Annotated in this window: 16 protein-coding genes; 6 read left to right on the top strand and 10 right to left on the bottom strand. The window is 73.3% G+C overall.

The window, feature by feature from the left end; translation table 11 throughout:
• Positions 1-376: 376 nt before the first annotated feature.
• Entirely contained in the window at positions 377-1,057 is a 681-nt protein-coding gene (locus tag ACWEVP_RS20935) for a 3-beta hydroxysteroid dehydrogenase (protein WP_452064223.1), read from the top strand.
• 145 nt (positions 1,058-1,202) lie between these two features.
• On the opposite strand, the gene ACWEVP_RS20930 is transcribed toward ACWEVP_RS20935, so the two are convergent.
• A complete protein-coding gene (locus ACWEVP_RS20930; RefSeq protein WP_452064222.1) occupies positions 1,203-1,523 on the bottom strand; it encodes a muconolactone Delta-isomerase family protein in 321 nt (106 codons plus the stop codon).
• Positions 1,524-1,620: 97 nt separating this feature from the next.
• A complete protein-coding gene (locus tag ACWEVP_RS20925) occupies positions 1,621-2,226 on the bottom strand; it encodes a TetR family transcriptional regulator (RefSeq protein ID WP_452064221.1) in 606 nt (201 codons plus the stop codon).
• A 115-nt stretch (positions 2,227-2,341) separates the two neighbouring features.
• Between ACWEVP_RS20925 and ACWEVP_RS20920 the strand changes: the two genes are divergently transcribed.
• Positions 2,342-3,169: an LLM class flavin-dependent oxidoreductase gene (locus tag ACWEVP_RS20920; RefSeq protein ID WP_452064220.1), complete on the top strand. Its 828-nt coding sequence runs from the start codon at positions 2,342-2,344 to the stop codon at positions 3,167-3,169.
• 32 nt (positions 3,170-3,201) lie between these two features.
• Here the strand turns inward: ACWEVP_RS20920 and ACWEVP_RS20915 are convergent, their stop codons facing one another.
• Genes ACWEVP_RS20915 through ACWEVP_RS20880 form a run of 8 tightly spaced genes read right to left on the bottom strand, consistent with a single transcriptional unit; the run spans position 3,202 to position 9,276 of the window.
• Positions 3,202-3,711, bottom strand: a complete 510-nt coding sequence (locus tag ACWEVP_RS20915; RefSeq protein ID WP_452064219.1) for a DUF2231 domain-containing protein — start codon at positions 3,709-3,711, stop codon at positions 3,202-3,204.
• 44 nt (positions 3,712-3,755) lie between these two features.
• Positions 3,756-4,493, bottom strand: a complete 738-nt coding sequence (locus ACWEVP_RS20910) for an FAD:protein FMN transferase (RefSeq protein ID WP_452064218.1) — start codon at positions 4,491-4,493, stop codon at positions 3,756-3,758.
• A complete protein-coding gene (locus tag ACWEVP_RS20905) occupies positions 4,490-4,936 on the bottom strand; it encodes an FMN-binding protein (protein WP_452064217.1) in 447 nt (148 codons plus the stop codon). The genes ACWEVP_RS20910 and ACWEVP_RS20905 overlap by 4 nt, the downstream gene beginning before the upstream one ends.
• Before the next feature lie 13 nt (positions 4,937-4,949).
• The gene (locus tag ACWEVP_RS20900; RefSeq protein ID WP_452064216.1) at positions 4,950-6,332 is read right to left on the bottom strand and encodes a ferredoxin reductase family protein; all 1,383 of its coding nucleotides are present in this window, start codon (positions 6,330-6,332) and stop codon (positions 4,950-4,952) included.
• A gap of 41 nt (positions 6,333-6,373) precedes the next feature.
• On the bottom strand, positions 6,374-7,753 hold the full coding sequence (locus ACWEVP_RS20895; protein WP_452064215.1) for a HAMP domain-containing sensor histidine kinase: 1,380 nt from the start codon (positions 7,751-7,753) through the stop codon (positions 6,374-6,376).
• Positions 7,750-8,442, bottom strand: coding sequence for a response regulator transcription factor (locus ACWEVP_RS20890; RefSeq protein WP_452064214.1), 693 nt, complete (start codon positions 8,440-8,442; stop codon positions 7,750-7,752). The genes ACWEVP_RS20895 and ACWEVP_RS20890 overlap by 4 nt, the downstream gene beginning before the upstream one ends.
• A 44-nt stretch (positions 8,443-8,486) precedes the next feature.
• Entirely contained in the window at positions 8,487-8,933 is a 447-nt protein-coding gene (locus tag ACWEVP_RS20885) for a pyridoxamine 5'-phosphate oxidase family protein (protein ID WP_452064213.1), read from the bottom strand.
• Positions 8,920-9,276, bottom strand: a complete 357-nt coding sequence (locus tag ACWEVP_RS20880) for a spore germination protein GerW family protein (protein ID WP_452064212.1) — start codon at positions 9,274-9,276, stop codon at positions 8,920-8,922. The genes ACWEVP_RS20885 and ACWEVP_RS20880 overlap by 14 nt, the downstream gene beginning before the upstream one ends.
• A gap of 161 nt (positions 9,277-9,437) precedes the next feature.
• On the opposite strand from ACWEVP_RS20880, the gene ACWEVP_RS20875 reads away from it, so the two are divergent.
• Genes ACWEVP_RS20875 through ACWEVP_RS20860 form a run of 4 tightly spaced genes read left to right on the top strand, consistent with a single transcriptional unit; the run spans position 9,438 to position 13,149 of the window.
• Positions 9,438-10,331, top strand: a complete 894-nt coding sequence (locus ACWEVP_RS20875; protein ID WP_452064211.1) for a class I fructose-bisphosphate aldolase — start codon at positions 9,438-9,440, stop codon at positions 10,329-10,331.
• Positions 10,328-10,924: a 2-oxoacid:acceptor oxidoreductase family protein gene (locus ACWEVP_RS20870; protein WP_452064210.1), complete on the top strand. Its 597-nt coding sequence runs from the start codon at positions 10,328-10,330 to the stop codon at positions 10,922-10,924. Before ACWEVP_RS20875 ends, ACWEVP_RS20870 begins: the two co-directional genes overlap by 4 nt.
• Positions 10,908-12,149: a transketolase C-terminal domain-containing protein gene (locus tag ACWEVP_RS20865; protein WP_452064209.1), complete on the top strand. Its 1,242-nt coding sequence runs from the start codon at positions 10,908-10,910 to the stop codon at positions 12,147-12,149. The genes ACWEVP_RS20870 and ACWEVP_RS20865 overlap by 17 nt, the downstream gene beginning before the upstream one ends.
• A gap of 4 nt (positions 12,150-12,153) precedes the next feature.
• Positions 12,154-13,149 carry a thiamine pyrophosphate-dependent enzyme gene (locus ACWEVP_RS20860; RefSeq protein ID WP_452064208.1) on the top strand — a complete coding sequence of 332 codons (996 nt, stop codon included), beginning with the start codon at positions 12,154-12,156 and terminating at the stop codon, positions 13,147-13,149.
• The last annotated feature ends 1 nt before the right edge of the window (position 13,150 follow it).

The raw sequence follows: 13,150 nt of genomic DNA, 5'->3' as shown, positions 1-13,150 counted from the left end.
GCGCCGCGACGCAACTACCCACTGAGATGCCCGGCGAAACGAGGCGAAGCCCGGGGCCCTCACCGGCCTGGATCCACGTGGCGCGCGGGTCGTGTCGAGAGCGCGGCGGCCGCCACGCGCAGGTGCTCCAGGGCTTCCAGCATGCGGCGGTCGAGGCCGACGTCGTCGTCGCTGTCGCACCATCGTGCGAAACCCCGCTTGACGGCGAGGACTCCGAGTTCGCCCGCCAGGTCCGCGGTCGCTTGCGGGACGCCCCGCCCGCGGAGCGCGGTGGCCGCGAGCTCGCCGCTCTTGAGGGCGTTGCGCTAGATGAGACAGCGTCTCATCAAGGAGTGATCATGCGCGTCTTCGTCACCGGCGGCACGGGAACCATCGGTTGGAGACCGCCGGAGCCACCGTGCTGCGCGGCGACCTCGCGGACGTCCGGCTGCTCAGGGCCGGGGTCGCGCAGTCCGACGGGGCGATGGGGGAGGAGCTGGCCGGCAGTGACCGGCCGATCGTCGCCGTGTCGGGCACGCCGTGGATCCCGGGCCGGACGGCCACCGAGGCGGACCCGCTGCCGGCCGAGGGACCGGTCGCGCAACGCGCGCGTTCGGTGACGACGTTGCTGGACTCGGCTTCGCGCGGGGTGCGCAGCGCGGCGGTGCGGATGCCGCGCACGGTGCACCGCGACGGCAAGGGCGGCTTCGCCGGCCTGCTCGCGGAGCAGGCGCGCTGCAGCGGTGTCGCGGGCTACCCCGGTGACGGCAAGCAGCGCTGGCCCGCGGTGCACGCGCTCGACGCGGCGGTCCTGTTCCGGCTGGTCCTGGAGTCGGCGCCGGCCGGCACGTCCTGGCACGCGGTGGCCGACGAAGGCGACGCGGTCCGCGACATCGCCGAGGTCGTCGGCCGGCGGCTCGGCCTGCCGGTGGAGTCCGTGCCACCGGAGGTTTTCGGGCCGTTCGGGCCGATCTTCGCGATGGACCAGCCCGCCTCGAGCGCACACACGCGCGAGGCGCTGGGCTGGAAACCCGTGCACCCCGGCCTGCTCGAGGACCTGGAGAACCTCCAAGCGTGAAGGCGGGCCGGCGAGTCCGGTCAGTGCGAGGACTTGCCGGTGGGGAGAGCCGCTGGGGGTGGCGGGACGCTTCGCCGAGTCGGTCGTCGACCCCGGCGACCGGGCTCGCCGCGGTTTCCTCCCGGGAGAGATCGGCGGGAGCGGCTCACAGCCGCGCGCGGTGGGCGAGTTCCGCCGCGTCCGGGGGCGCGGTCGGGTAGACGTCGGCGTCGAAGAACCGTGCGAAGGGCAGGGTTGCCAGCGTCTCCGCGACGTGATCTTCGTCGGGGGCGATGATCTCGACGAACGTCGCCCGCCGGGTGGGGGAGACGTAGTGGGCGCCGATCCTGCCTTCCGCGCGCAGCACTTCCAGCTGCTTGTGCTCGTCCTCCCGGAGCGCGGCGAACTCCGTGAGGTCCGTGTCTTCGCGCAGGATCCCGACCACCATGTACCTCTGGGTGGCGGGCGCGTTCTGGTTCGTCGACATGGGTCGTCCCCTTCTTTCGCCGTCGGTCGCTTCCGCACTCCGGCCGCTCGGGTGATGTCTCTTGGTGACATCACCGTAGCGATGTCACTCAGTGACGTCAACTGCCGGGCCGACCGCGCACGGAGCCGAAGCTTTCGGGACTCACGGAAATCCTCAGCGTGTCGACGACATCGTCGATGATCCGATCCATTCCGGTGTCGTCGCTCGCCCTGAGCCAGAGTTCATAGGCGGAGCGGCACAGGGCGATGCCGATGTCCGCTGCCAATCGCGCGGCGTCGTCGTCGAAACCGCGCTGCCGCAGAACCTCGGCGAATTCCAGCCTGATCGCCTCGTACTTGATCAGCTGGCGCTCCAGCAATTCCGGATTCGCCGCGATGACGGCGTGCCGTTTCCGCTGCAGCAGCCGGGGGGCCAGCCCGTCCCAGTCGTAGCCGGCGACCGCGGACGCGATCATCCGGAGGGGCCTCATGGTCGCGTCCGCACGGGCGATTCCCTCGATGACCGCGGCCACGGGGAATCCGCTCGCCGGACCGTGGAAGAGGACTTCGCGCTTGTCCGGAAAATGCCGGAAGAAAGTACGCTTCGTCACTCCGGCGCGCGCGGCGATCTCGTCCGCTGTCGTGTTTTCGAATCCCTGCTCGGCGAACAGTTCGAGAGCGGCTTGCTGCATGCGTTCCGTGCTGCCCGGTTCCCAGCGAGGCATGCCCGCACCCTACCCGGCCGGCCCGGCCGACGACACCCGAGTGACATCAGGCCGTTGACTGCGTGGCAGGTATAAATCACGGCACCAAGGCGGGCCACGAGAAAGGAGCTTCACCATGACGGGTCACCCGGCAGGCGAAAACAGGCCGTTGCGGTTCGGCGTCGTCGCGCCGATCGCCACGGACCTGGCGGCGTGGCGTGATCAGCTACGGGCGCTGGCCGACAGCGGCTACTCGACGATCTTGATGCCCGACGTGCCGCAGTGGCAGCCGGCACCGGGTCCGGCGCTCGCCGTCGCGGCGACGGTCACCGACCTGCGCGTGGGGACCTGGGTGTACGCCTCTCCGGTCCGGCCCGCGTGGATCACCGCGTGGGAGGCGCACTCGCTGACCGTGCTCACCGACGGCCGGTTCGAGCTGGGCATCGGCACCGGCCGGCCCGGGATCGCCGACCAGCTCCGCGAACTGGGGCTGCCGGCCACCCCGCCGGGCCGGCGGCTGAGCCAGGTGCGTGACGTCGTCGCGGCCCTGCGCGACCTCGACGGCCCGGACCGGCACACCCCGGTGGTCATGGCCGTGGGCGGGCCGAAGGCGCAGGCGCTCGCCGCCGAACTCGCCGACACGGTGACCTTCGTGATGCCGCAGATCGAGACGCGGGCCGCGACGGTGGACCGGGTGAAACACTTCGACAACCGTCGCGATGTGGAACTGGCGTTGCACGTCCCCGTGGTCGGCGACTCGGTCGCGGCGTTCATGGCCAGCCCCGACGTCGACCCCGCTGCCGTCCGGGCCGCGGACTCGCTGGCGTTCCTGCCCAGCGACCCCGCTGCCGCGGCCGAGGAGATCCAGCGGCGGCGCGAGGAGATCGGGTTCTCCTACTTCGTGGTCGGCGCCGACGGCGCCGGTGCTCTCGCGCCGGCCGTCGCCGAGCTGGCCGGCCGGTAGCCGCCCCGCGCCGGTGCAAGTGCGAACCGGGATCAGCGGGCGGGCCCGCGCGGTGCCGGGGCCGAGCTGAACTGGCCCTGCCAGCTGGCCTGCGCGCCGGAGTCGCCGATGCGGTAGATGTCGTAGACCGCCGCGCCCGCGGCCACGACCGCCAGGACCGACAGCACCACCGTCACCGCGGCCGAGGCCGGGGCCAGGAACGTTCGCCGGTCGGCCCGCAGGCTCTCGCGGCGGCGCCACCAGACCAGGAGGGCCAGCACGGCCACCGGGATCGCCACCCACAGCGCGGTGTCGCCGAGCTCGGTGTGGTCACGCACGAGCGGTGTGGAGGCGACGCGTCGCTCCAGCCATTCGCCCGCCTCGGTCGTGATCGGGACGAGGACCACGACGACCACGGACAGGATCGCGTTGGGACCGGCCAGCTTGCCGCGTGCGGCGGGCCAGAGCGCGCTGAGGACCAGCAGGAGTGCCGACAGGGGGAGCAGGACGACGATCGCGTGCACGAGCAGCACGTGGGCGGGCAGGCCGTTGACGGTGGTCATGATGTCCTTCGTGGAGGGTGTGGGGGCCGGGGGACGCCGCGTGCTCAGGGCGCGCGGGCGAGGGCGGCGACGCGGTAGCCCGGTGCGTGCGCCGGCACCCATTCGGTCACGTCTTCGCCGCCGCGGGCGAACGCGGCCGTGGCGAAGACGTCGGCCCACACCAGGGCCGGGCCGGTGACCGTCACGGCGAGCAGTTCGCGCGGGGGCGCGCCGGTGCGCGGATCGACGATGTGCGCGCCGCGAGCGGCCGAACCGGACGTCGCGACGCCGCCGGCGCGCAGCTCGAGGATCGCCAGGAAGCCGGTCCGGCCGGCGGGGTCTTCGACGGCGACCCGCCACGGCGGGGCACTCGCGCGGCCGACCCGGCCGGTGATGTCACCGCCGACGTTGAGGTAGTGGTCGAACCCGGGGAGGCGGGCCAGGTGGGCGGCGGCGCGTTCGGCCGCCCAGCCCTTCACCAGCCCGGACGGGTCGAAGCCGCCGGGCAGCGCCGCGTCGAAGTAGCCGTCCGTGCGGTCGCGCGCTTCTTCGCACAGCGCCACGACTTCGGTGAGCCACGGGTGCCACTCCCGGCGCGGCAGCTCGCCCCGGCGGAGCGCGCTGACCTGGCTGTCCGGCCGGTAGGTGCTGAACAGCTCGTCGGCGGCCCGCAGGTGCCCGAACACCGCGGCCACGGCCGGTTCGACCGCGGGGTCGGAATCGACGCGCGGGCCGCGCAGGTGGAGGCTCGCCGCCGTGCCCATGACGGGCCGGGTCCAGGACCGGCGGTGCGCGGTGCTCACCCGTGGGCCCGGTCGATCGCCGACTGCAGCGACCGCTGGTAGCCCTCGGAGGTGTACGTCGCGCCGCTGACCGTGTCGATCTGCGCGCTCTGGGCCTGCAGCGCCTCCTGGTTCAGCTCCGGCACGGCCGCCGAGTTGATCCGGACGTCCCGGCCGCTCTCCTGCGGGTAGTCGATGGCCTCGGCGTCGGTGATCCGGCCGCCCGCGACGGTGATCCGCACCTGCACCGGGCCGTAGCGGGTGTCGGCGGCGTCGCCGGTGAACGTCCCGGTGGCGGCACCGGTGGGAGCGCCGGAAGCGGGCGGGCTCGCGGGGTGGGTCGGCTGGGGGCGCGCGAGCGGACGGCCGGCCGCTACCGGCGTCTGGTCGGTGCTGGTGCGGTAGCTGAACAGCAGCACGACGACGGACACGGTCGCCGCGAAGGCGATGGCGATCCTGCGCATCGGAAGTCCTTTCCTACCAGGCGAACCGCTCGGCGTGGACGCGGTCGGCGGGCACGCCGGCGCGGCGCGCGCTGCCGAGCACCGCGCCGGTCCACGCGTCGGGGCCGCACACGTAGACGTCGTGCTCGGCGATGTCGGGCACGAGGTGGCGCAGCACCTGCTCGTCGGGCACCGGCGCGTACCCGGCGGGCAGCCACGACGCGCGGTCGCGCGAGCGCCGGCCGGGCAGGTAGTGGATCCGCACCCCGCGGCGGGCGGCGAGGTCCTCGAGCTCCCGCCGGAACAGCAGGTCCGCCGGCCGGCCCGCGCGCTGGAACAGCACGGCTTCCCCCGGCCGGTACGGGAGTTCGTCCAAGAGCGCGCGCAGGGGGGTGATCCCGATGCCGGACGCGAACAGCGCGAGCTTTCGTCCTTTTCGGACAGTGGCGGTCAGCCGGCCGTACGGTCCTTCGAACAGCGCGGGCGTGCCCGGACGCAGAGTGGCGAGCCGGCGGCTGCCCTCGCCGAGGTCTTTCGCCGTGATCCGCAGCCGGTACCCGTCCGGGGCGGCCGAGAGCGAGAACGGCTTGCCGCGCGTCCACCCCGGGCCGGAAACGAAGCGCCACACGAAGAACTGGCCCGCCGCCACGGGCAGCCGGTCGAGGTCGCGGCCGCGCAGGTACACCGAGACGACGCCGCGGCCTTCGGGCACGACCTGCTCGACGACCAGGCGGTGGCGGAGGTTGAGCCACACCGGCAGGCCGACGCGGAACACCAGCACGGCGCCGGCCGCCGACGCGTAGGCGGACCACCAGAACGCGGTGGCGACCGGGGAGGCGGTGAAGTCGGCGCCCGTCCACAGCTGGTGGGGCAGGGCGAGCCCGGCGCCGAGGTAGGCGTAGAGGTGCAGCAGGTGCCAGGACTCGTAGCGCAGCCGCCGCCGGGCCGCCCGCACCGAGGTCACGGCGACCAAGGCGAGCGCGGCCGTGCCGGCGGTCGCCAGGAGCATGCCCGGGTAGGTCGTCACCAGTGCCCAGGCCTCGGCCGGGACGCCGGAGCGGTCGGTCGCCGCGTAGCCGAGGGTGATGAGCAGCAGGTGCGCGGCGAGCAGCGTGATCGAGGTGAACCCGGCGAGCCGGTGCCGCCGGGCCAGCTCGTCCTGGCCGTGGCTGCGCTCCACCCACGGGATCCGGGCCATCAGCAGCACCTGCAGCAGCAGGAGGTCCGCCGACAGCAGCCCGGTGAGCCGCCCGGTGGCGGTGAAGAAATCGGTGCCCAGGTCCTGCAGGCCGCGGCCGGACACCCACAGCGCCACCACGAACAGGACGCTCAGCCACGCCGTCAGCCCCGCGGCGTCCCGCCACCACGCGCGGACCACGGGCCGCGGCACGCGGCGGGCGGCGAGAGTGGTGGTCATCGGGCTCCTCGGGGGTCGGGATCCACCCTTCCGGAGCCCGGTTAGCCGCCGACGTGACCAGGGTGAGAGTTCGGTAAGAGAAGATCGGCTCCGACGGTGAACCCGACCACGGCGCCACCGCCGGGGCGCGGCCCGGCGAACACGGTGCCGCCGTGGGCGAGGGCGATCTCCCGCACGATGGCCAGGCCGAGGCCGGAACCGGGCAGGCCGCGGGCGCCGTCGGCGCGGTGGAAGCGGTCGAACACACGGACCGCGTCGTCGTCGCCGATACCGGGGCCGCGGTCGAGCACCTGGACCCGGCCGTCGCCGACGACGACCTCGATCGGGCCGTCGGGAGCGAACTTGACGGCGTTTTCCAGGAGGTTCGAGACGGCGCGTTCCAGCGCCTTCGCCTGGCCGCGCACCGCCGAGGGGCCGGCGGTGACGTCGATGGTGCGCCCCGACCGGCGCCGGACGCGCTCGGCGGCGTGCCCGGCCACCTCGCCGAGGTCGAGCGGCGCCGGCTCCTCGGCTTCGTAACGGCGGGTAGCGAGCTCGACCAGCTCGTCGATGAGGTGGGTCAGTTCACGGGCTTCGCCGTCGACGTCGTCGAGCAGGCGGGCGCGGGACTCCGGGGTGAGCTCGGCGAACCGGCGCAGGACGCTGGCGTTGGTGCGCAGGCTGGTCAGCGGGGTCCGCAGTTCGTGGGCGGCGTCCTGGACCAGGCGCTCCTGGTCGGCACGGGCGTCGGCGAGCCTGCCGAGCATCCGGTCGAACGAGGCCGCGAGCCTGCCGACCTCGTCGCGGCCGCCGGTGGGCACGGTGACGTCGTCCAGGCGGCCGTCGCTGACCTGCTCGGTCACGTCGGTCAGCCGGACCAGCCGCCGGGTGATCTGCCGGGCCAGCAGCCAGCCGGCCAGCGCGGCCCCGGCGAGCACGAGCGCGCTGACGCCGCTGATGCGCGCGGCCAGCTCCGCCAGGACGTGCCGGGACTCGTCGACGTCGATGCCGAGCTGGACGGCGCCGCGGCCGGGCCCGAGCGCCACGGTGATCACCCGGTAGTCGTCGTGGCCCGCGGTGAAGTTCGTGTAGCGGTGCTCGGCGAGGGCGCCGGTCGCGGCCAGCGCGCGGTCTTCGTCGTCGACGTCGAGGCGGACCGGGCGGCCGCCGATCGCGCGGACGCCGCCGTCCGGGGCGATCGCCTGGGCGACCATCGGCTGGGCCTCGTCGTGGTCGTCGTCGTCGGGGCCGCGGGTGACCGGGCTGGGGGCCAGCACCTGCGTCGCGCCGGCCGCGACCTCCGCCGACGTCGTGAGCAGCGACCGGTCGAGCTCGGCGTCGATGCGCTGGGAGGCGGCCTGGTAGCTGAACACCCCGACGAGGATCGCCGCGGCCGCGCCGACGCCGGCGAACGCGACCGCGAGCTTGCTGCGCAGGTTCACGCCGGCCGCACCGAGTAGCCGACACCGCGGACGGTGTGGATCAGGTCCGCGGCACCGGCCTGGTCGAGCTTGCGCCGGAGGTAGCCGATGTAGACGGCGAGGTTCTTGGAGTCCGCGCCGAACTCATACCCCCAGATGCGCTGGTAGATCGTGGTGCGGTCGAGCACGATCCCGGCGTTGCGCACGAGCAGTTCCAGCAGGTCGAACTCGGTTTTGGAGAGGGTGATCTCGGTGCCCTGCCACCACACCCGCCGGGCGGCGGGGTCGACCGCGAGCTCGCCGAGCCGCAGCGTGCGGCGCGCGTCCGGCTCCGCCGAGGTGCGCCGCAACAGGGCGCGCAGCCGCGCGAGGAGCTCGTCGAGCTCGAAGGGCTTGGGCAGGTAGTCGTCGGCCCCGGCGTCCAGCCCGGCCACCCGGTCGGGGGTCTCGACGCGCGCGGTCAGCATCAGGATCGGCGTCCGGTCGCCTTCGGCGCGCAGCACGCGGCACACGCCGAGGCCGTCGACGCCGGGCATCATCACGTCGAGGATCAGCACGTCGAAGCCGTCGCGGCGGGCGGTGGCCAGCGCGCTGACCCCGTCGGTCACCTCGGTGACGTGGTAGCCATCGAGGTCGAGGGCCCGGACGAGGGACTCGCGGATGGCGCGGTCGTCGTCGGCGAGCAGGACGCGGTGCGGCATGGCCGCCATGATGCCCGTGCGCGGGCCTTGCGTCCCGTTGTGCCCGACGGCGGTCAGCGGCCGGTGAGACGGTTGCCGGGGTGCACCCCGTCCGGGTCCGGCCGCGGCCCGAGGTACCTGCCCTCGATCCGGTCGACGCCGATCCGCAGCAGCCGGTCGCGCGGCGGGGGAGCCCACGAGCGCAGGCCGGCGCCGAGCTGGGCGGCCACCGTTTCGACGTCCGTGGTGAGGGTCGCGGTCCCGGTGACGATCACGCTCCAGCCGGTGTGGCCGCCAGGATCGTAGGAGTCGGCTTCGAACGTGACCGGCTGCCCGTCGAGCCGGTCGGCCCAGGAGCTGCGGCCCGACCGCAGCCAGATCGCCTCGCCCGCCACCGTGAAGTTGACCGGCCGGATCGCCGGCCGCCCGTCGCGGACGAAGCCCAGCCTGCCGACCGCGACGGAGGCGAGCAGCTCGCGGCAGCGGGCCGGGCCCAGCGGGGCCAGCTCAGGGACGCTCATCGGTTTCGGCGCGGTACTTGAACTTCGCCAGCCGCGTGGCGACGAAGAGCGTGGCCACGACGACCGCGCCCAGCGTGGCCAGCAGGCGGTTCACGTCGACCGCCGGCTCCCAGCGGAGCTTGCCGTCCTTGATGACGTACGCGCCGACCGGTTTGGCCGACAGGCCGAAGCCGCCTCCTTCGCCGGAGCGGCCGTTCTCGTCGCGTCCGTCCCCGCCGCCACCGCCGGTGCCGACGGACGAAGCCACGATCACCGTGACGCCGTCGACCTCGTACGGCTCGCCGTAGACCATCCTGGTCTCCAGCCCGTCCTTCGCCTTCGCGATCAGTTCGTCGACCTTCATGCGCCGAAGTCTCGCCACCGGGGTGCCGCCCGCGGCAGAGCCGATGGTCCCTCGGGCCGGTGACCGAGGGCCCCGGCGCCGGGGGCGTTCGCCAGCGGTGGCGGTCACCCCGGCGCGATTTGCTGGGCTCGTCACGCATCCAGCTACTCCCGGAGGCCGCCATGGCGCACCGTCCCCCGCTGGCCGAGCTCGGGCTGAACACCGGCAAGAAGACCCGGCTGCACCGCATCCTGCACGAGCACGGCCTGCGCAACGGAACGGCGTTCTTCCTGCCCTACGACCAGGGACTGGAGCACGGGCCCCGCGACTTCTTCGCCAACCCGGCCGCCGGCGACCCGAAGTACGTCCTGAAGCTGGCGATGGAGGGCGGCTTCAACGGGATCGCGATCCAGATCGGGCTGGCCGAGAAGTTCTACTGGGACTACGCGGGCGAGCTGCCGCTGGTGCTGAAGCTCAACGGCAAGACCGAGATCCCGTCCGACGCCGAGGCGCTGTCCCCGCTGCACGGCAGCGTCGAGGAAGCCGTCCGGCTCGGCGCCGACGCCGTCGGCTACACCCTCTACGTCGGCACTCCCGCCCAGGAACAGGACTTCGCGCAGCTGCGGCAGGTCCGCGCCGACGCGCACCGGCTGGGGATGCCGCTGATCGTCTGGGCCTACCCGCGCGGCTCGGCCATCGAGGCCAAGGGCGGGCGCGACTCGTTCTACGCCGTCGACTACGCCGCCCGGACCGCGTCCGAACTCGGCGCCGACGTCGTGAAGGTCAACTTCCCGCACCCGGCGAAGATCGACAACGTCCCCGGCGCCTACGCGCGGGAAACGACCAGCCAGGAGGCGATCGACGCCGTCGTCCGCTCCGCCGGGCGGACGCTGCTGCTGGTGTCCGGCGGCGGCAAGGCCGGTGACGAGGCCATGCTCGAGAAGGCCCGCGAGTCGATGGAAGCCGGGGCGACCGGGCTGATCTTCGGCCGCAACGTCTGGCAGCGCGAGCACGACGAGTCCCTGCGGTTCGTCTCCGCGCTGCGGGACATCCTCGCCAAGTACCCGAGCGCATGAGCACGACCGAGGTCCGCATCCACGGCCGCGGCGGCCAGGGCGTGGTGACCGCGGCCGAGCTGCTGTCGGTCGCCGCGTTCACCGAAGGACGGCACGCGCAGGCGTTCCCCAGCTTCGGCTCGGAACGCACCGGTGCGCCGGTGGTTTCGTTCTGCCGGATCTCCGACGCGGTGATCCGGACGAGGGAGCCGATCGTCCGGCCGGACGCGCTGATCATCCAGGACGCCACCCTGCTGCACCAGGTGAACGTCTTCGAGGGCCTGAACCCGGAGGGCTACCTGCTCGTCAACTCCGCGCACGGCTTCGACGAGCTGGGACTGGGCGAGTTCGTCCGCGGGTTCCGGCGGGAACGCCTGCTCGTCGTGCCCGCGACCGAGCTGGCGAAGAAGCACCTGGGCCGGGCGGTCCCCAACGCCGCTCTGCTCGGCGGGTTCGCCGCGTTGACCGGAGTGGTCGAGCTGCGCTCGGTGATCGCCGCGATCGCCGGCCGGTTCGGCGGGCCGAAAGCCGACGGCAACATCGCCGCCGCCACCGCGGCCTACGGGTTCGTGCGCGCCGAGCGGGAGGAGCTGACCGGTGCTCAGGCAGATTGAGGGTTCCCGGGCCGTCGCCGACGCGGTCGCGCTGTGCCGCCCGGAAGTCGTCTGCGCGTACCCGATCTCGCCGCAGACCCACATCGTCGAAGGCCTGGCGGAGCTGGTGAAGTCCGGCGCGCTCGCCCCGTGCGAGTTCGTCAACGTCGAGTCGGAGTTCGCCGCGATGTCCGTGGCGATCGGTGCGTCCGCCGCCGGCGCGCGGGCCTACACCGCGACCGCCAGCCAGGGGCTGCTGTACATGACCGAAGCGGTGTTCAACGCGTCCGGGCTCGGCCTGCCGATCGTGATGACGGTGGCGAACCGCGCGATCGGGGCGCCGATCAACATCTGGAACGACCAGAGCGACAGCATGGCCCTGCGCGACGCCGGCTGGATCCAGCTCTACGCCGAGACCAACCAGGAAGCGGCCGACCTGCACGTCCAGGCGTTCCGGATCGCCGAAGAGCTGTCCACGCCGGTGATGGTGTGCATGGACGGCTTCGTGCTCACCCACGCCTGGGAGCCGGTCGACACGCCCGCCCAGGAAGAGGTCGACGCCTTCCTGCCGCCCTACGAACCACGGCAGGTGCTCGACCCGGACGAGCCGTCGTCGATCGGGGCGATGGTCGGTCCCGAGGCCTTCACCGAGGTGCGCTACCTCGCGCACGCGCGGCTGATGGAGGCGCTCGACGTCGTCCCGGACGTCGCGGACCGCTTCGCCGAGGCGTTCGGCCGCAACTCCGGCGGGCTGACCCGGTCGTACCGGACCGAAGACGCCGAGACGGTGGTCGTCGCGCTCGGCTCGGTGCTGGGCACGCTCAAGGACACCGTCGACGAGCTGCGGGAAACCGGCCTGCGCATCGGGGTGCTGGGCCTGACGTGCTTCCGGCCGTTCCCCGCTGACGCCGTGCGCGCGGCGATCGGGCACGCGCGGCGCGTCGTCGTCCTGGAACGGGCTTTCGAGCCCGGCGTGGGCGGGATCGTCACGCAGAACGTCGTCACCGCGGCGCCGGCGGCCGAGGTGCACACGGTGGTCGCCGGGCTCGGCGGCCGGGCGATCACGAAGACGTCCCTCACCGCGGTGCTGCGGGCCGCGGACCGCTTGCCGCCGTTGACTTTCCTGGACCTCGACCGTGCGCTGATCGACCGGGAACTCGGTCGCCTCGCGGCCGCACGCCGGTCGGGGCCGACGGCCGAAAACATCCTGCGCGACCTCGGAGCGGTCGCCTCGCGAATCGGGTGACGACATGGCAGTGACGCCGATCAAGTTCTACCAGACCGGCAGCTTCGCGGTCGGCGGCCGGCTGCTCGGTGCGGACCAGCGCAGCGTCCAGTCCGACCGCGAGCGGATCAACTCCATCGACTGTGGGCACCGCGCCTGCCAGGGCTGCGGCGAGGCACTGGGCGCGCGGTACGCGCTCGACGCGGCCATGCGCGCGACCGGGAACCGGATGGTGGCGGTCAACGCGACCGGCTGCCTGGAGGTGTTCTCGACGCCGTACCCCGAGACGTCGTGGCGGATCCCGTGGCTGCACTCGCTGTTCGGCAACGCCCCGGCCGTGGCCACCGGCGTCGCCGCGGCCATGAAGGCCAAGGGGCGCACCGATGTCCGCGTCGTCGGCCAAGGCGGCGACGGCGGAACCGTCGACATCGGGTTCGCGTGCCTGTCCGGGATGTTCGAGCGCGACGACGACGTGCTCTACATCTGCTACGACAACGAGGCGTACATGAACACCGGCGTCCAGCGGTCGGGGGCGACGCCGGCCGCCGCGCGCACGGCGACGACCCCGGCGGTCGGCCCCGAGCCCGGCGCGGTGTTCGGGCAGGGCAAGAACCTGCCGATGATCGCGATGGCGCACGAGATCCCCTACGTGGCGACGGCGACCGTCGCGGACCTGCGCGACCTGGAGGCGAAGGTGACGCGGGCGATGGAGTTCCACGGCGCGCGCTACCTGCACGTGCTGGTGCCGTGCCCGCTCGGCTGGGGCAGCGCGTCCCACGACACCATCCGGATCGCCCGGCTGGCCAAGGAAAGCGGGCTCTTCCCGGTGTTCGAGGCCGAGTACGGCGAAGTCGTCACGACTTCGAAGATCCGCCACCGGGTGCCGGTCGAGGACTACCTGCGGCCGCAGACCCGGTACGCGCACCTGTTCGGCGACGAACCGCGGACCGGCGTCATCGCGGGGATCCAGGCGCAGGCCGACCGGAACATCCGCCGTTACGACCTGCTCGGGGAGGCGTGAA

The organism is Amycolatopsis sp. NPDC003865 (assembly GCF_053605345.1).
Note: the sequence above shows the minus strand (reverse complement) of the source record. Positions and strands in the feature narration are given on the sequence as shown.

Excerpts from the sequence above, each read along its gene's own strand:
- ACWEVP_RS20930 (WP_452064222.1), bottom strand. The coding sequence starts at position 1,523 with ATGTCGACGAACCAGAACGCGCCCGCCACCCAGAGGTACATGGTGGTC.
- ACWEVP_RS20925 (WP_452064221.1), bottom strand. The coding sequence starts at position 2,226 with ATGCCTCGCTGGGAACCGGGCAGCACGGAACGCATGCAGCAAGCCGCT.
- ACWEVP_RS20920 (WP_452064220.1), top strand. The coding sequence starts at position 2,342 with ATGACGGGTCACCCGGCAGGCGAAAACAGGCCGTTGCGGTTCGGCGTC.
- ACWEVP_RS20915 (WP_452064219.1), bottom strand. The coding sequence starts at position 3,711 with ATGACCACCGTCAACGGCCTGCCCGCCCACGTGCTGCTCGTGCACGCG.
- ACWEVP_RS20905 (WP_452064217.1), bottom strand. The coding sequence starts at position 4,936 with ATGCGCAGGATCGCCATCGCCTTCGCGGCGACCGTGTCCGTCGTCGTG.
- ACWEVP_RS20900 (WP_452064216.1), bottom strand. The coding sequence starts at position 6,332 with ATGACCACCACTCTCGCCGCCCGCCGCGTGCCGCGGCCCGTGGTCCGC.
- ACWEVP_RS20890 (WP_452064214.1), bottom strand. The coding sequence starts at position 8,442 with ATGGCGGCCATGCCGCACCGCGTCCTGCTCGCCGACGACGACCGCGCC.
- ACWEVP_RS20885 (WP_452064213.1), bottom strand. The coding sequence starts at position 8,933 with ATGAGCGTCCCTGAGCTGGCCCCGCTGGGCCCGGCCCGCTGCCGCGAG.
- ACWEVP_RS20880 (WP_452064212.1), bottom strand. The coding sequence starts at position 9,276 with ATGAAGGTCGACGAACTGATCGCGAAGGCGAAGGACGGGCTGGAGACC.
- ACWEVP_RS20875 (WP_452064211.1), top strand. The coding sequence starts at position 9,438 with ATGGCGCACCGTCCCCCGCTGGCCGAGCTCGGGCTGAACACCGGCAAG.
- ACWEVP_RS20870 (WP_452064210.1), top strand. The coding sequence starts at position 10,328 with ATGAGCACGACCGAGGTCCGCATCCACGGCCGCGGCGGCCAGGGCGTG.
- ACWEVP_RS20860 (WP_452064208.1), top strand. The coding sequence starts at position 12,154 with ATGGCAGTGACGCCGATCAAGTTCTACCAGACCGGCAGCTTCGCGGTC.